General features: G+C 72.7%; 14 protein-coding genes. 6 read left to right on the forward strand and 8 right to left on the reverse strand.

Going from position 1 to position 15,957, the window contains the following annotated elements:
• Positions 1–34: 34 nt before the first annotated feature.
• Together AAFF41_RS08360 and nhaA are read left to right on the forward strand one after the other, a co-directional pair.
• On the forward strand, positions 35–922 hold the full coding sequence (locus AAFF41_RS08360) for an alpha/beta fold hydrolase (protein ID WP_343323775.1): 888 nt from the start codon (positions 35–37) through the stop codon (positions 920–922).
• A gap of 163 nt (positions 923–1,085) precedes the next feature.
• Positions 1,086–2,963, forward strand: a complete 1,878-nt coding sequence (gene nhaA / locus AAFF41_RS08365) for a Na+/H+ antiporter NhaA (RefSeq protein WP_319746063.1) — start codon at positions 1,086–1,088, stop codon at positions 2,961–2,963.
• A gap of 283 nt (positions 2,964–3,246) precedes the next feature.
• Here nhaA and AAFF41_RS08370 read toward each other — a convergent pair whose 3' ends face one another.
• From AAFF41_RS08370 to AAFF41_RS08380, 3 genes are all read right to left on the reverse strand, one after another.
• A complete protein-coding gene (locus AAFF41_RS08370; protein ID WP_319745467.1) occupies positions 3,247–4,152 on the reverse strand; it encodes an NAD(+)/NADH kinase in 906 nt (301 codons plus the stop codon).
• 190 nt (positions 4,153–4,342) lie between these two features.
• Positions 4,343–4,639 carry a zinc-ribbon domain-containing protein gene (locus AAFF41_RS08375; protein WP_054229155.1) on the reverse strand — a complete coding sequence of 99 codons (297 nt, stop codon included), beginning with the start codon at positions 4,637–4,639 and terminating at the stop codon, positions 4,343–4,345.
• A gap of 248 nt (positions 4,640–4,887) precedes the next feature.
• On the reverse strand, positions 4,888–5,565 hold the full coding sequence (locus AAFF41_RS08380; RefSeq protein ID WP_319745465.1) for a uracil-DNA glycosylase: 678 nt from the start codon (positions 5,563–5,565) through the stop codon (positions 4,888–4,890).
• Positions 5,566–5,744: 179 nt separating this feature from the next.
• On the opposite strand from AAFF41_RS08380, the gene AAFF41_RS08385 reads away from it, so the two are divergent.
• Both AAFF41_RS08385 and AAFF41_RS08390 read left to right on the forward strand, forming a co-directional pair.
• Positions 5,745–6,791, forward strand: coding sequence for an N-acetylglucosamine kinase (locus AAFF41_RS08385; RefSeq protein WP_343323776.1), 1,047 nt, complete (start codon positions 5,745–5,747; stop codon positions 6,789–6,791).
• Between the two features lie 167 nt (positions 6,792–6,958).
• Positions 6,959–7,882, forward strand: a complete 924-nt coding sequence (locus AAFF41_RS08390) for a sirohydrochlorin chelatase (protein WP_095856132.1) — start codon at positions 6,959–6,961, stop codon at positions 7,880–7,882.
• A 139-nt stretch (positions 7,883–8,021) separates the two neighbouring features.
• Here AAFF41_RS08390 and AAFF41_RS08395 read toward each other — a convergent pair whose 3' ends face one another.
• From AAFF41_RS08395 to AAFF41_RS08410, 4 genes are all read right to left on the reverse strand, one after another.
• Positions 8,022–9,068 (reverse strand): lactonase family protein, encoded by a 1,047-nt coding sequence (locus tag AAFF41_RS08395; protein WP_343323777.1) that lies wholly within the window; start codon positions 9,066–9,068, stop codon positions 8,022–8,024.
• A 62-nt stretch (positions 9,069–9,130) separates the two neighbouring features.
• Complete coding sequence (locus tag AAFF41_RS08400; RefSeq protein WP_319745459.1) at positions 9,131–10,522, reverse strand: nitric oxide synthase oxygenase; 1,392 nt, start codon at positions 10,520–10,522, stop codon at positions 9,131–9,133.
• A 135-nt stretch (positions 10,523–10,657) separates the two neighbouring features.
• Positions 10,658–12,154 carry an FUSC family protein gene (locus AAFF41_RS08405; RefSeq protein ID WP_343323778.1) on the reverse strand — a complete coding sequence of 499 codons (1,497 nt, stop codon included), beginning with the start codon at positions 12,152–12,154 and terminating at the stop codon, positions 10,658–10,660.
• Positions 12,155–12,339: 185 nt separating this feature from the next.
• On the reverse strand, positions 12,340–13,491 hold the full coding sequence (locus AAFF41_RS08410; RefSeq protein ID WP_343323779.1) for a baeRF10 domain-containing protein: 1,152 nt from the start codon (positions 13,489–13,491) through the stop codon (positions 12,340–12,342).
• A gap of 194 nt (positions 13,492–13,685) precedes the next feature.
• On the opposite strand from AAFF41_RS08410, the gene AAFF41_RS08415 reads away from it, so the two are divergent.
• Together AAFF41_RS08415 and AAFF41_RS08420 are read left to right on the forward strand one after the other, a co-directional pair.
• Positions 13,686–14,162: an Lrp/AsnC family transcriptional regulator gene (locus AAFF41_RS08415; protein WP_054228858.1), complete on the forward strand. Its 477-nt coding sequence runs from the start codon at positions 13,686–13,688 to the stop codon at positions 14,160–14,162.
• Between the two features lie 54 nt (positions 14,163–14,216).
• Entirely contained in the window at positions 14,217–14,912 is a 696-nt protein-coding gene (locus tag AAFF41_RS08420; RefSeq protein WP_319745453.1) for an HAD family hydrolase, read from the forward strand.
• 42 nt (positions 14,913–14,954) lie between these two features.
• Here AAFF41_RS08420 and AAFF41_RS08425 read toward each other — a convergent pair whose 3' ends face one another.
• A complete protein-coding gene (locus AAFF41_RS08425; protein WP_319745451.1) occupies positions 14,955–15,887 on the reverse strand; it encodes an NADP-dependent oxidoreductase in 933 nt (310 codons plus the stop codon).
• Between the last annotated feature and the right edge of the window lie 70 nt (positions 15,888–15,957).

Raw genomic sequence — 15,957 nt, forward strand, 5'->3', positions numbered from 1 at the left:
ACCTTCCGCTTCCGCCTCCCAGAAAGGGCGAACCATGGCACCGACCATCCCCGGCTTCGACCACCGGCGGGTCCCCGTCGCCGACCATGTCGCGCTCCACGTCGCCGTCGCCGGATCCGGCAGCCCGATCGTGCTGCTGCACGGATTCCCGCAGACGCACCTGATGTGGCGGCACGTGGCCACCGACCTCGCGGCCGACCACACCGTCATCTGTCCCGACCTGCGGGGCTACGGCGCCAGCGACAAGCCCGTCGACACCGGCGCCGACGGGAACGCGTACGCCAAGCGCACCATGGCCGCCGACGTCGTCTCGCTCGCCCGCGCTCTGGGCCACGAGCGTTTCGCCCTGGCGGGGCACGACCGGGGCGCACTGGTCGCCATCCGCGCGGGCCTCGACCACCCCGAGGCGATCACCCATCTCGCCTCGCTCGACGTGCTGCCCACGCTGGACATGTGGGACGTGATGCACGGCACCGGCGCGGCCGTCGGCTTCCACCTCTACCTGATGGCACAGCCGCCGGGTCTGCCCGAGCGGATGATCCACGCCGCCGCGGACGTCTTCTTCGGCCATTTCCTCGACATCTGGACGCGGGACCCGCGGGCGATCCCGGACGAGATCCGCGCCGCCTACCTGGCGGCTTCCCGCGCGGCCGTCCCCTCCATCGTCGCCGACTACCGCGCCTCGGCCGGCATCGACGTCGAGCACGACCGGGCCGACCGTGCTGCCGGGAACCGGCTGCGGATGCCTGTGGCCGTTCTCCAGCAGGACTGGGGCGCGGCTCTCGGCTTCGACGCCGCCGCGCGGTGGCGCGCCTGGGCGCCCGACCTGCGGCACACGACCGTCTCCTGCGGGCACTTCATGGCCGAGGAGGCCCCCGCCGATGTCGTCAAGGCCATCAGGGACCTCGTCGCCGGCCACTGAGCGGACCTCTTCCCCGGCCACTGAGCGGATCTCCTCACCGGCCACTGAGCGGATCTCCTCACCGAGCACCGCGCGGATCTCCTCCCCGACACCGTTTCGCCGCGTGCCGGACCACGCGCGGGGCGAGAATCAGGGGGTGACTGTGCCAGCCGAGACCTCGCCCATGTCGGGGCAGACCGTGTGCGGCAAGGACGGGCGCGGTCCGCTGCGCTCCTTCCTGCAGACCGAGACCGGCAGTGCCGCGGTTCTGCTGGTCGCCACGCTCGCGGCCCTCGCCTGGGCCAACATGGGGCCAGGCACGTACGAGGCCTTCTGGAGCACCGAGCTGTCGGTCCGCCTCGGGGCGCGCGAAGTCTCCCTCGGCCTGCGGGAGTGGGTGAACAGCGGGCTGATGACGCTGTTCTTCTTCGTCGTGGGACTCGAGGCGCGCCGGGAGTTCGACCTGGGCGAGTTGCGGGAGCGCAGAAGGGTCACGCTGCCGCTGCTCGCCGGGCTCAGCGGCATGGTCGTGCCGATCGCGATCTACCTGGCTCTCAACGCGGGCCACGACTCCCTGCACGGCTGGGGCGCCGCCATGTCGACGGACACGGCCTTCGCCCTGGGCATGCTCGCCCTCTTCGGGGCACGGCTGCCCGACAGTCTCCGGGTCTTCATCCTCACCCTCTCCGTCGTGGACGACTTCCTGGCCCTGGCCGTGATCGCCGTCGCCTACAGCGGCGCCCTGGCCCTGCCCGCGCTGCTGACGGCGCTCGGCCTCTTCGCGGCCGTCGTGCTGGTGCGGCGCACCCTCGGGGTACGGGTTCCCGCGCTGTACGCGGTGCTGGGCGCGGCGGTGTGGGTCGCGCTGCTCAAGTCGGGGGTTGACCCGGTCGTGACCGGGCTCGCGATGGGCCTGCTCACCTACGCCTACCCCGCCGAGCGCGTCGACCTGGAACGAGCCAGCCGTCTCTTCCGGCGCTTCCGTGAACAGCCGACGCCGGAACTGGAGCGCTCCGTACGGCGGGGGATCGCCTCGACGCTCTCGCCCAACGAGCGGCTCACGCGAATGTTCCACCCCTGGACGAGCTACGTGATCGTGCCGCTGTTCGCCCTCGCCAACGCCGGCATCACCATCAGCGCCGCCCAGTTGGCCCATGCCTTCACCTCACCGATCGCCCTCGGCATCCTCCTCGGCTACGTGCTCGGCAAGCCGCTCGGCATCATCGGCGCCACCTGGCTCACCACACGCGCCAGCCGCGGGCGGCTGCACCCGCCGGTCGGCTGGGGCGCCATCACCGCGGGCGGCACCCTGGCGGGAGTGGGGTTCACCGTGTCCCTGCTGATCGCGACCCTCGCCTTCGACGGGGCCCGGCTGGCGGAGGCGAAGATCGGCATCCTCGCCGCCGTGGTGGGCGCGTTCCTCCTCACCTGGCTGGTCACCTCGGTGATCGGCGCCCTTCCCAAGCGTTCCCGTGTCCGGGCCCTCCTCGGTACGGGCACCACCATCGTCGACCTCAGCGACCCCGTGGACGTGGACCGCGACCACGTGCGCGGCCCGCTGGAGGCGCCCGTGACGCTCGTCGAGTACGGGGACTTCGAGTGCACGTACTGCGGCCTGGCCGAGCCCGTGGTGCGCGAGCTGCTCGCCGACTTCGGCGACGTGCGCTACGTGTGGCGGCATCTGCCGCTGACCGATGTCCATCCGAACGCCCAGTTCGCCGCCGAGGCCGCCGAGGCCGCGGCCCACCAGGACGGGTACTGGGAGATGCACGATCTGCTGATGCAGCACCAGGGTGACCTGCGGCCGAAGGACCTGCTCCGCTACGCCGAGGAGATCGGCCTCGACATCGAACGCTTCCGCAAGGATCTCCGCGAAGGCACGGGGACGGCCAGGGTCGCGGCGGACGTGGAGTCCGCCGACCTCAGCGGTGTCTCGGGCACCCCGACGTTCTTCGTCAACGGCCGCCGCCACTACGGCGCCTACGACATCGCCTCGCTGTCGGCGGCGGTGCGCGCCGCGCGGCAACGGGCGGCGCTTCAAGGGGTCGGCCGGCAGGACTGAGCCCCGATTGGTACGAGAACCCGTTGGGCGGATACGCCACGATCACATCCGGCCGGTACTCCCGCATGAGCGCCTCGAGCCGCCGGACGACCGGTTCGCCCTCCCTCCTGCTGAACGCGCGCGGATCGATGTCGTCCGCCGGGTCGGGCACGCCGGAGTCGGGGTGACCGGGTCTGCGGTGCGGTCATGACATGGACCCTTCCGTCGGCGGCCCACCCTGCCCAAGGCCGCCTCCCTCGGGCCGGCCGCTGTGCCGCTCAAGACGCGCTCCTCGGCCCGCTCTTCAGCGCCCCGTCGAGGGACCGGCGGAGCCCTGGGAGGTTCGCCCGCCCGCCTCGATACTTCCCTTGATGCCGAGTTTTCTGCGTGCTCGCTGGTAGAACGTCGTACCGCCCAGGCGCACGACATGAGCCGCCGCGGGGCACGCCGACACGGTGACCCGGTCGCCCGCGTCGAGGTAGCCGAGCACCTCGCCGTCGACCTCGACCGCCAGTCGCCCGGTCGTGGGGAGCAGTTCGAGGGTGACGTCCTCGTCCGCGGGCAGGACGAGCGCCCGGTCGAACGACGAGTGCGCGCTGGCGGGGACGACCAGGATGGCTTCCACCCGGGGCGAGAGGATCGGGCCGCCCGCGGCGAAGCTGTACGCCGTGGATCCGGTCGAGGTGGAGACCACGACGGCGTCGGCGGCGTAGCGGATGAACTCCTCGTCCTGGAGCCGGATCGCGATGGCGGCCATGCCGCTGCCGGGTACCCGTACGAGGGCGATGTCGTTGAACGCACGGACCTCGCGCCCGTCCGGGAGGCGCGTTCGTACGGCCATCCGGGCCTCGGTGGTGAACTGGCCGCTGTCGATCCGGTCCAGCGCCGGCTGGAGCTCGTCGACATCGATCTCCGCGAGGAAGCCCAGCCGGCCCAGGTTGACGCCGAGCACCGGAGTGGCGCTTCCGGACAGCAGCCTCATGGAACGGAGCATGGTCCCGTCCCCGCCGAGACTGACGATCAGATCGGCCCGGGCGACGAGGTCCTGATCCGGTACGGCCACGGCGCTGCAGGCGATACGGCCCACCTCGTCAGGCAGCCCCAGCACCTCGGCATCGTTCTTGCGGGCCCACTGCACGACCGACTCGATGACCGGCCCCGGATTGCGCCGGGGATGCAGGATCAGGCCGATCGATCCGATCAGACCCATGAGAGGGTTCCCTTCCGTCGAGACGCCATGTCCAAGTAGTCCATCATTGCCCGACGAGGGGCATTTCCGACCGATGCGGCACGGGATGCAGCCTGGACGACTCGTACGGAAGGGGTGAGCGGCGGACCGGCGCCGTCCGCGGGGAGCGCGGCGTCGTCGACGTACCGCCGCGCCGGACCCCGCCCCCGGCTCAGGCCTGGTACGGCTGCTGGGGCTGCTGCGGCTGACCGTACTGCTGGGCGGCGTGCGCGCTCGCGGCCTGCGCCTGCAGCTGCTCCGCCTGCTCCTTGGTCGCCTTCTGCTCCGCGCCACAGAAGGTGCACTGCGTCGCGTACTTCGACGAGATCGGGAACAGTGGCACGAAGAACAGCGTGAACTTCGTGACACGCTTGCGGAGCGTGTGCGCCGAGGGATTGCCACAGCGGCCACACACCAGCGTCATTATCGCGAGCTGGTACAGGTATCCCCTGGTGCCAAAAATGATCATGCTGTTGGTCCCTCCCGGGTCGGTGCGGACGATCTGCGGAATGCAGTCGCGGAGCACAGTCTCGTGCACGTCGACGGGCTCGGCGCTGGCGGGGTTGCACGACACCGCCCGGAAGTCCGGCGGGAGTTCGAACGGTCGGTCCCGGGCCACGGAGCCGACGGGCACCGCCTCGCGCCGGTGCCCCGCCCACGCCGCCCGCCCACGCGCCCCGGAACCCGTGCCGGGTGGCACGAGATCCGGTGACCGCTCTACGGCAGGCGCCAGTCCACCGGCTCGACGCCCTGCCTCTCCAACAGCTCGTTGGCCCGGCTGAACGGACGCGAGCCGAAGAAACCGCGGTCGGCCGACATCGGTGAGGGGTGCGCGGACTCGATCGCCGGGAGATCCCCGAGCAGCGGCCGCAGATTGCGGGCGTCCCGCCCCCACAGGATCGACACCAGCGGCTTCTCCCGCGCGACCAGCGCCCGGATCGCCTGCTCCGTGACCTCTTCCCAGCCCTTGCCCCGGTGCGCCGCGGGCTGGCGGGGCGCCGTCGTCAGCGCCCTGTTGAGCAGCAGCACCCCCTGCTCGGTCCAGGGTGTCAGATCGCCGTTGGACGGCCTGGGCAGCCCCAGGTCCGTGTGCAGTTCCCGGAAGATGTTCTCCAGGCTGCCCGGCAGCGAACGCACCTCGGGCGACACGGCGAAACTCAGCCCGATGGCCATCCCCGGTGTGGGGTAGGGATCCTGGCCGACGATCAACACCCGGACGTCGTCGAAGGGCTGCTGGAAGGCCCGCAGGACATTCGCCCCGGCCGGGAGATAGGTCCGGCCCGCCGCTATCTCGGCCCGGAGGAAGTCCCCCATGGCGGCGATGCGTTCGGCCGCAGGTTCCAGAGCCTTCGCCCAGCCTGCTTCGATGAGTTCATGCAAGGGTCGTGGTGCCACGACGTGCCACTCTACTGGCACACGCCGTGACGCCTTCATACGGATTCATACGGACGAGCGCCGCGCGCGGACCCGCCTCTCGGCGCTAGTCTTCCACCGCGCCGAGATCATCGAGCCGGTCCAGCCGATCACCCGACCGATCGCCCAGGCGGCCGGTCAGCAAAGAGGAGGGGAGCCTGTTGCGTCCCTCCCACGCGTCGGTCGGTGTGCTGGCGGTGGACTCGGGTGGCTCGGGGCTGCGGGCGGCACTGGCCGTGCACGGGCATGTCGTCGGCGTTCCACTGACCTCCAAGGAGCCGGTCCGCACCGGCCCGCGCGGCATCGACGCCGGACATCTGCTGGATCAACTGCTCCCGATGGCCCGGGAGTTGATGACGGTCACCGGGACGGAGGAACTGGGGGCCGTGGCCGTCGGAGCGGCGGGGCTCGCCACCCTCGGCGACGCACTGCGGGCCGAGCTGCCCTCCGCGCTGGAGCGCGAACTCGGCGTGCGGCGGATCGCGTTGGCCGCGGACGCGGTGACCGCGTACGTGGGCGCGCTCGGCCCCCGGCCGGGCGCGGTGATCGCCGCAGGCACCGGGATGATCGCGGTCGGCACCGATCTGGGCGGCTGGCACAGGGCGGACGGCTGGGGCCATCTGCTCGGTGACTGCGGCGGTGGGGCGTGGATCGGCCGCGCCGGGCTCGAGGCGGCCCTGCGGGCCTTCGACGGACGCCCGGGCGGGTCGGCGGAGTTGCTGGCGCGGGCCGAGGAGATGTTCGGGCCGGTGGCCGGGTTGCCGGGCAAGCTGTATCCACGCACCGACCGGCCCGCCGTACTCGCCTCCTTCGCGCCCGAAGTGGCCGCGTGCGCCGCGTCCACCGTCGGCGACCCCGTCGCGCGCGACCTGATGCGCGCCGCCGCCAGGCACCTGGCCGACTCCGCGGCCGCCGTCTGCCCGGACACCGGGGAGGACCGGATCGCCCTCACCGGGGGCCTGTTCAAGATGGGCGACCCCCTCCTCGTACCACTGCGCGCGGAGTTGACGCAGCGGGTGCCGCACGCCCGGCAGGTACCGGCCGCGGGCACTCCGTTGGACGGCGCCGTACGTATCGCCGTCGACCTGGCGGGCGACCGGCTCACGCTCCCCCGCGACGAACACATGCTTTACGTGATGACCGAAAAGGGCACAACCTCGCCATCCGTCCTCCGAAAGGGGGATTCATCCACCCTGTCGGACAAGTGAAGTTGACTCCTGCACCGGTCGCCACAGGAGCACCACAGCACCGGCGAGTCCAGCCACACCGATCATTTCTGATCCACACGTAACTCATCAGACAAAAGGGGACGGATACCGCTCACCTGCACCCTCCCCGAACAGGGGAGCCCAAGAAACCAGTAACATGCGTCGCCATGAGCTCCCCCACTGGGCCCGCGTCCGGCCTGCCAGTACGAATGCCGCGACCTCGCCAGCCCGGGCGGCACCGCCGACCCGAGCCGCTGGCGGCTCCCGAGGGCGCGCCTGCGCTCGTCCTCGCGGTGCCGGGCACCTCCAGCGCGGCCACGCGCAGCCTCGCCGAGGAGGTCGTGAGCATCGCGCGCTCCGAGCTGCCCGGCCTCGACGCCCGGATCGGGTACCTCGACGGGGACGACGCCGAGTTCCCCACGCTGCAGTCCGTGCTCACGCGTGCCGCCGAGGAGCGCACCGCCCGCTATGAGCAGGCCCGTGCCGCCGGTGCGGACGTGACCGAGCCCGACGGCCCCGTCGCCGTCGTGGTGCCCCTGCTCGCCGGCCCGGACAACGCGTTGCTGCGCCGGGTCCGCCAGGCCGTCATGGAGAGCCGGATCGCGGCCGACCTGACCGACGTTCTCGGCCCCCACCCGCTGCTCGCGGAGGCGCTGCACGTGCGCCTGTCCGAGGCGGGTCTGGCGCGCGCCGACCGTGCCCGGCTGTTCACCGTGGCCACGGCCGCCGACGGCATCATCCTCGCCTCCGTGGGCGGCGAGGAGGCCGTACAGGCGGCCGGGATCACCGGCATGCTGCTCGCCGCGCGGCTCGCCGTGCCGGTGATGGCGGCAGCGCTGGACGAGGAGGGCGCGATCGCGGCCACCGCCGAGCAGCTGCGCGGCTCGGGTTCCCAGCAGCTCGCCCTGGCTCCGTACCTGATCGGACCGGAGATCGACGCCGGCCTGCTGGACGCGGCCGCCAAGGAAGCGGGCTGCTCCGCCGCCGAGGCGCTCGGCCCGTATCCGGCGATCGGCAAGCTCGCGCTGGCCAAGTACACGACGGCGCTGGGCATCGCCCCGCAGCAGCCGCAGGGCGCGCCGGTCCGCTGACCGCCCAGGCACCACCCCTCGCACGTCGAAGGGCCCGCTCCTCTCACAGGAGCGGGCCCTTCTCTCGTCGGCCCTCTCGCATGTCTGCGGCTCGTACGTAGGCGGTTCGCGCCTCGGCAGCGGGGCACCGCCGGTCGGCTCAGCCGAAGACCACGCAGGACGCCGCCGGAACCTCCACCGAGCCGCCCCGTCGCGGCACCCCCGTGTCCGGGTCGACCGCGAACCAGGTCACGTCCCCGGAGCGCTCGTTGGCGGCGTACAGGAAGCGCCCCGAGGGGTCGAGGGCCAGCGCGCGCGGCCAGGTGCCGCCGCAGGGCACCGTGGCGACCAGCCGCAGCCCTTCGCCCACCGCGTCGGGCGTGAGCACGGAGACGACGTCCTGGCCGCGGGTGGCGGTCCACACGAAGCGCCCGTCGGGCGACACCACGATGCCCGAGGGGTACGCGTCACCGTCCGGGACCCCCGAGAGCACCGGTGTCTCCCCGACGGGGCGCAGAGAGCCTTCCTGGGCGCTCCAGCGGCAGACGGCGACCGTGGGGGCGAGTTCGTTGAGCACGTACGCGTGTTCGCCACGGGGGTGGAAGACCAGGTGGCGGGGCCCGGAGCCGGGGCGCAGCGCGATCTCGCGGTGCAGCGTGAGCCGGCCGCCGTCCAGCGCGCACACCCGCACGGAGTCCGTGCCGAGGTCGACGCTGACGGCCCAGCGCCCGCTCGGGTCGGGCTGTACCTGGTGGGCGTGCGGGCTCTGCTGGCGCGGGGTGTGCGGGCCGCGGCCCTTGTGCTGGAGCACGCTGGAGGCGGCGCCGACGAGCGTGCCGTCGTCGCGTACGGGCAGGGCGGTGACGCTGCCGGAGCCGTAGTTGGCGGTCAGGACGTGTCCCGCGAACACGCTGAGGTGCGTGGGGCCGCTGCCTCCGACGGAGACCAACGGCCCGGCGGGCTTCGGTTCGTCGCCGTCCACGCGGTACGCGGCCACCGCGCCGTCGGCCGTCTCGCTGACCGCGTAGAGCATGTCGTGGGCGGGCGACAGAGCGAGGTACGAGGGATCGGGTACGCCGTCCACCGCGCTCAGGAGGGTCAGCGCGCCGCTGCCGCGGTCCACGGCCGCGGTGAGGACGCCGGGGCCTCCCGCCGCCGTGAACGAGCCGATGAACGCCCGCTGTTCCCGCGTGCCGCCGTCTGCCACTGCCGTTCCCCTCTCGGTCCCGCGCTCTCCCGGGCCGACGGTAGCAGTCGGCGACCAACGGTCTAGACCAAGGGTCCGCCCGCCTCCCCTAGCGCCCGTGCGCGCGCCTCCGGGTGGTGGACGTAGGCCGGATGCCGTTCCACGGTCTCGTAGGTGCGGTGGAAGACGGGGGTGGCGCTGCCGGAGATGGGCGGCACGATCCACGACCAGTCCGCGCCGACCCGGCGGCCCTTGCGCTCCTCGCGGCCGAGGTGGGTGAGGAAGCGCCGGGACTCGGTGTGGTGGTCGGTGACGGTGACGCCCGCGTGGTCGAAGGAGTGCAGGACGGAGCGGTTGAGTTCGACGAGCGCGCGGTCCTTCCACAGCGAGCGGTCGGTGCGGGTGTCGAGGCCCAGGCGGTCGGCGAGGTAGGGCAGGAGGTTGTAGCGGTCGGTGTCGGCGAGATTGCGGGCGCCTATCTCGGTGCCCATGTACCAGCCGTTGAACGGGGCCGCCGGATAACAGATGCCGCCGATCTCCAGGCACATGTTGGCGAGCGCGGGCACCGCGTGCCAGCGCAGTCCGAGCGAGCGCCACCAGGTGTATTCGGGGTGGGCGAGCTCCACTTCGAGCACCGCGTCCTGCGGCAGCGTGAACCAGCGGGGTCGCTCGTCGGGCTTGCCGTCGGCGCCCTGGACCACCAGCGGCAGGACGTCGAACGGGGTGCCGGGGCCGCCGGGCCAGCCGAGCCGCCGGGCCAGCGCGGTGAGGCCCGCGTTGCGCGGATCGCCGGTCACGCCACCGTCCGGGCGGGCGTAACCGGCGTAGCGGATGAGCTGTTCGTTCCAGATCCGTGGCCCCGGGCGCCCCGGCCGGTCGGGCGCGAAGACGGTGATGAGCGCCCTGATCCGGCCCTCGCCCGCGGCCTCCCGCAGATGGTCGGCCGAGGCCTCGGCGACGTCCTCGGCCGTCCGCACGTCCCTGCGGTCACGGACGCACAGGGAGCGCCAGTACAGGCGCCCGATGCAGCGGTTGGCGTTGCGCCAGGCGACGCGGGCACCGAAGGTGAGTTCCTCGGTGGTGTGGCGGTAGGTGCCGGTCTCCGCGATCTCGGCCCGCGCGGCGGCGATGCGCCGGGCCGGGTCGCCGAGGCGCTCCTCGGTGTGGCGGAGGGTGAGGAACTCGGCGGCGGCGCGCAGGAGTACGTACGGCGGGGAGTCGTCGCGCGACGTCGGGGCGGCGGAACGGCCCGGCACGGGTATCAGGCGCCCGCCGAGACCCGGGACGGACGGCTCCGCCCGCCGGGAACCGATGGCGTGCGGCAGTGCCGTCGGGGTCGCGCCGTGCGTCCTGCGACCTGCCGGAACACGGTCCAGCCAGCCGCCCGGCCCCTCGGCCCACGGCGTCGGGTGCCGCGCGCTCCCGTCGTCGCCGAAGCGCTCTTCCTGTCCGGTTCCTCGCGGGAAGTCCCGCATGGTGCCACCCCCAAGCGGCTTGGCCCGCGGGCCGCTCCCGCACGGTCCGCGGGTTCCGTGCGTCCGATAGCCGCGGGGTTACCCCGCCCGGGCGGTGATCCACCCTCTACGTGGCCCGTGCACGTGACTCGCGTGTCAGACGCGAACGGGGTTCGAAACGCGGGGGTGCAGGAGGGGCGCGGCGAGTTCGGCGAGTGCCCGCTCGAGCCCGTGCAGGTGTGCGAGTACCGGCTCTTCCAGGGGAGGTGTTCCGGCCTGGACCGTGATCCGCCGCGGTTCGGGCGAGGTGAGTGCCTCGACGGCCCTCTCGACGCGCTCGCACGCGAGGGTGAGGCGGTGGTCGCTGGAGGCCACGGGGTCCGACGCGATGGCGGCGAGCCCCCGTACCTCCCGCGCGCAGGTGTTCAGCGCCGCGAGTACCTGGCGCGCCCTGCGGCCACGGGCGCGCAGGGGATTGAGGGGGTGCAGAAGGGGCGTGAGCGAGAGCCGCACCTTGTTCAGCACCGTCTCCAGCTCCGCGACGCGCGCCGCGGGGTCGGCGGCGCAGGAGCCGTTCAGACGGGCCGCCGCCTCGGTCGTGCAGGCGTGGACGCACTGGATCGCCCGCACGATCCAGGCGTCCGTCGTGGCGTGCGTGGTGATCGGCAGTACGAGCAGGACCGCCAGCGCGGCGCCGATCGCCCCGATGCCGGTCTCCGCCAGACGCAGCACGACCAGATGCTGGTCCAGCACGCCGAACATCCCGTACAGCAGTTCGGCCATCACCGTCACCGCGAGCATCATCCAGGTGTACGAGACCGCGGCACTGTAGAAGATGACGAACACACAGACGGCGAGCAGGGCCACGGTCGGTACGGGCGCACCGTGCAGGGGGACGACGACCGAGGCCCCGAGGGCGATGCCGATCACCGTTCCGAGGACCCGGCGGTAGCCGCGAATCAGGGTCTCGCCGCGCGAGGTGGTGTTGACGAAGATCCACCACGCGGCGCCGACGGCCCAGTACCAGCGCTCCTGGGACAGCAGGCTTCCGACGCCCAGGGCGAAGGCGGCGGCCACGACGGCCTGGACCGCCTGGCGGGTGGTGGGACGGGCGAGGCCCCGGCCGGCCGACGGGGCGGGCGCCCCGGCGGGCGGCATCCGGCGCTCGAAGCACCACAGTCCGAATCGGACCGCCGAGGAGGCGAGGAGGGCGAGCAGTACGGCGCCGTACAGCTCGGGCAGTCGCGCCGGCACGGTGTGCAGGAACTGCGCCATGAAGAAGGCCATGAACCCGAAGACGCCGAGGGCATGGCCGCGCGCGCCCCAGCGCCGGGCGTACACACCGGCGCCGACGACGGCGAGGAAGGCCGCGCCGCGCGCCGTCGGGTGGTCGTGCAGGGTGGCCGCGAGAGCCAGGACCGGCAGGCCCACCGCGGGCAGCAGCGCCGTCGTCGCCAGCTGTCCGCGCACCGTGGCGTCGGTGACCGTGAAGAGGGCGAGCAGCGCCGCGAGTCCTCCCGCGACCGCGCCCGCGAGGGAGGAGCCGGTCGCACCGCACAGGGCCACCGCCAGGCCGATGCCGAGGACGGCCCGGAGGGCGCCGCGCAGCCGCAGCCGGCCCGGGTCCGGTGCCACGAACACCCTCTTCAGCACTGTTTCCCCGCCCCTTGAGCTCAGCCTGTACTTCAGGCATGCAAAAGGCGCCGCGGGGGTCCCGCAGCGCCATCGACCTGCCCATCACAGCATCATCGGGGCTGTTGGCTCAAGTGGACTCCCGAGCACTGAGCCATTGGCACAGCCACCAGGCGGAGAGGGGAGCCATGTGGATGCCATTGGCATCACTCCGGGTCGCCCGGGCGCGGGGGGAGCTCGAAGCGCAGCAGGGCCCCGGTCAGGTGCGTGCGCAGGTCCGTCTCCCTCTCGATGTGGCGGACCTCGCCGCCGTCCTCGATGACGGTCCTCACCAGTTCCTCGATGACGTCGGGGACCTCGCGCAGGGCCTCCTGGCAGAGGGGGCACTGCTCCCCGGTGCGGGCGAGCAGCCCGTCACGGTCGCACACGACTCCCGGGGCGACGGCCTCCGCGTCCACGGCCAGCGTCCGGATCGCGGCCAGCGAGCCCGCCCACAGGGTGTCGTCGAGTCCGACCGTCGCGTGATGCTTGGTCGCGACGGCTTCGAGGATCTCGCCGACCAGCCGCTCCTGCTCCTGGTACGCGCGGTCGGTGACAAGGACGCGTACCTTGTCCCGGATGTCGACGGCGGTCGCGCTGTCGCGGTCGACGGTGAAGCGGCCGACGAGCCGGTCGTGCAGGTCACGGGGGAGGTACTCGATGAAGGCCGGCACCTGATAGGGGTGCCCGCCGACGGCCAGCAGGTCGAAGCCCCCCTCCTTGAACAGGCGCTTGAGCTCGCCGATGAGCCGCCGGTAGTGCCTTTTGCTCAGCTCGTCGGCCCTGTTGCGGACCCGGACCTCGTCGAGCCCCGCGGCGTGCTCGGGCACCCGCAGCGTCCGGTCGCGGATCGCCTCCAGCTCCCGGACCTCGTCGAGGTGGTACTCCCAGACCTGTGCGGTGGCCTCGTCCACGACGACCGCGCAGGTGCGGTCGTACTCGTCGAGCACCGCCAGCATCGGTCGGACGTAGGGGTCCGCGTCCACCACGACGCGTTCGTGGGTGGCGCGCGGCAGCCACACCTCCTCGTAGACACCGTGGCCAGTGCAGGAGAAGACGACGACGGTCCCGGGCCGTTGGGGTTCCTCGCCGAGCCTCCGCTCGATCTTCGCGATGTCGTCGCCCAGCGAGAGCCGTGCGGCGTGCTCCAGCGAGCGGTCGCCCGCGAGCGGCCTGATGCCTTCCAGCAGACTGGCCAGCCGGGCCCGGTACGTACGACGGCCGGGCCGGTCCGGTTCCACCGGAAGGTAGAGGGAGACGAACGGGAGCCCGTTCCCGGCGAGCCGGAGAATTCGGTCGACCTGCTCCTGCGTGATCATCGTCGCTCCTCGCCGCTCCTCGAGCCCTGCGCCACCCCTCCAGGTAACGCGGTGGGCGGCGCACCGGCAAACGCGGCGCGGCGGACACAGTGAGCGGGAGGGGTGAACCGGCCCACCCCACCGGGCTCCCGGCGGGCTGAGCCATTGGTACGGTCGAAGAAGATCAGCCCAGGCGGCAGGGAGGCCGGTGGATCATGGCCGTGGACGAACTCGACACCCGCATCCTGCGGCTGCTGCTGGAGCAACCGCGTACCAGCGTGCGCGAGTACGCCCGCATGCTCGGTGTCGCCCGCGGCACGCTCCAGGCCCGCCTCGACCGGCTGGAACGGGACGGGGTGATCACCGGTACGGGCCCCTCGCTGTCCCCCGCGGCGCTCGGCCACCCCGTCCTCGCCTTCGTACACATCGAGGTCACGCAGGGCCACCTCGACGAGGTCGGCGACGCGCTGGCCGCCGTACCTGAGATCATCGAGGCGTTCTCGATCACGGGCGGCGGCGATCTGCTCACCCGGGTCGTGGCGCGCGACAACGCCCACCTGGAGGACGTGATCCAGGCGCTCATCAGCATGCCCGGCGTCGTCCGCACCCGCACCGAGGTGGCACTGCGCGAGCGGGTTCCGCACCGGGTGCTGCCGCTGGTGGAGTCGATCGGGCGAGCGGCGAGAAGCTGACGGTGGCACGGGGGTGATCGGCCGCGCTCGGCCTCGCTTGGCATCCTGGACCCCATGAGCACGCTCGGCCGCACTTCGGTCATCTTCGATCTCGACGGCACACTCGTGGACAGCGAGCCGAACTATTTCGAGGCCGGCCGCCAGACGCTCGCCGAGCAGGGCATCACCGACTTCACCTGGGCCGAGCACGAGCGCTACGTCGGCATCAGCACCCGGGAGACGGTGGTGCTCTGGAAGGAGCGCTACGGCTTGCGGTCCCCACTGGACGCCCTGCTCGCCGACATGAACCGCCGCTATCTGGAGCTGGCCCGCGCCGCCACGCACGTGTACCCGGAGATGCGGAAGTTCGTGGAACTGCTGGCCGCCGAGGGCGCCTCGATGGCCGTGGCCTCGGGCTCCGCACCCGCCGCCATCGAGGCGATCCTGACGGGCACCGGCCTGGCCGCCCATCTGACGACCGTCGTGTCGGCCGACGAGGTCGCGCACGGCAAGCCCGCCCCGGACGTCTTCCTCGAAGCGGCGCGCCGTCTGGAGGCCGACCCGGCGGACTGCGTGGTCCTGGAGGACGCCGCTCCGGGCGCCGCCGCCGCACACGCGGCCGGGATGCGCTGCATCGCCGTCCCGTACGTCGCCGCACAGGCCGACGACCCGGCGTTCGCCACGGCGGGTCTGCTGCTGCGCGGCGGTCAGCGCGAGTTCACCGCACAGACCGCGTACGACTGGCTCGCGCGAGCGGCCTCGGCTTCCTGAGCCACGGCCACACCGCGACGACGTGCGGTCTCCGGCGCCGGCTCAGGAAACATGCAGCACGATCTTGCCCCGGCGGTGGCCCTGTTCCAGTGCCGCGTACGCCTGCGCGGTCTCGGCGAGGGGGAAGACGCGGTCGACGGGCGGAGTCAGTTCGCCGTCCGCGACCAGGCGGGACAGCTCCTCCAGCCCGGAGCGGTCCGGTTCCACGACGAAGAACCTGCCGCCCTCCTTCGTGGCGTCGGGCGGGGCGACGATGCTCACCAGACGACCGCCGGGACGCAACACCTGCCAGGAGCGCTCCTGGGTGTCGCCGCCGACGGTGTCGAAGACCAGGTCGACGTCCTTGACCTGCTCCTCGAAGCGCCCGCTCCGGTAGTCGACGACCTGCTCGGCGCCCAGCCCGCGTACGAAATCGGCGGCTTCGGCGCCGGCCGTCGCGGTGACCGCGGCACCGAGCGCGACCGCGACCTGCACCGCGAAGGAGCCCACCCCGCCCGCACCGCCCTGCACCAGCACCCGGGCACCGGGGCGCAGGCCGCCGTGCACGACCAGGCCCTGCCAGGCCGTCAGCCCGGCCAGCGGCAGCGCCGCCGCGTGGTCGTGGTCGAGCCGGGCCGGCTTGGCGGCGAGTACGGCCGCGGGGACGGCGACGAACTCCGCCGCGGCCCCGTCCCGGGTGAACGGGATCAGCCCGTACACCTCGTCGCCGACCTTCCAGTCCGACACCTCGGGGCCGAGCTCGGCGACGACACCCGACACCTCCTTGGACGGCACGATGGGCACCCGCTCGCTGCCGCTGCCGTCGAGGCTGTCGGTCCAGGTCGCGTCCCAGACCAGTTCGTCCGGCGTGATGGACGCGGACCGTACCCCGACCAGGACCTCTCCGGGGCCCGGCACCGGGCGCGGGGCGAGCTCGTACGTCAGCTGCTCGGGGCCGCCCCGTCGGTGGCCGCGCACCGCGTGCATGGTGTCCATTCCAACCTCCCAGGTCGCGCCGGCCGGGCACCGGCGGTACCTCCAGGGTGGTCGACCCGTGCACCTCGCG

The sequence above is a fragment of the Streptomyces mirabilis genome, from assembly GCF_039503195.1.
GTDB lineage: Bacteria > Actinomycetota > Actinomycetes > Streptomycetales > Streptomycetaceae > Streptomyces > Streptomyces mirabilis_D.

What these genes read in the sequence shown, in the direction of transcription:
- AAFF41_RS08360 (WP_343323775.1), top strand. Translation starts at nt 35, where the DNA reads ATGGCACCGACCATCCCCGGCTTCGACCACCGGCGGGTCCCCGTCGCC.
- nhaA (WP_319746063.1), top strand. Translation starts at nt 1,086, where the DNA reads ATGTCGGGGCAGACCGTGTGCGGCAAGGACGGGCGCGGTCCGCTGCGC.
- AAFF41_RS08370 (WP_319745467.1), bottom strand. Translation starts at nt 4,152, where the DNA reads ATGGGTCTGATCGGATCGATCGGCCTGATCCTGCATCCCCGGCGCAAT.
- AAFF41_RS08375 (WP_054229155.1), bottom strand. Translation starts at nt 4,639, where the DNA reads ATGATCATTTTTGGCACCAGGGGATACCTGTACCAGCTCGCGATAATG.
- AAFF41_RS08390 (WP_095856132.1), top strand. Translation starts at nt 6,959, where the DNA reads ATGAGCTCCCCCACTGGGCCCGCGTCCGGCCTGCCAGTACGAATGCCG.
- AAFF41_RS08400 (WP_319745459.1), bottom strand. Translation starts at nt 10,522, where the DNA reads ATGCGGGACTTCCCGCGAGGAACCGGACAGGAAGAGCGCTTCGGCGAC.
- AAFF41_RS08410 (WP_343323779.1), bottom strand. Translation starts at nt 13,491, where the DNA reads ATGATCACGCAGGAGCAGGTCGACCGAATTCTCCGGCTCGCCGGGAAC.
- AAFF41_RS08415 (WP_054228858.1), top strand. Translation starts at nt 13,686, where the DNA reads ATGGCCGTGGACGAACTCGACACCCGCATCCTGCGGCTGCTGCTGGAG.
- AAFF41_RS08420 (WP_319745453.1), top strand. Translation starts at nt 14,217, where the DNA reads ATGAGCACGCTCGGCCGCACTTCGGTCATCTTCGATCTCGACGGCACA.
- AAFF41_RS08425 (WP_319745451.1), bottom strand. Translation starts at nt 15,887, where the DNA reads ATGGACACCATGCACGCGGTGCGCGGCCACCGACGGGGCGGCCCCGAG.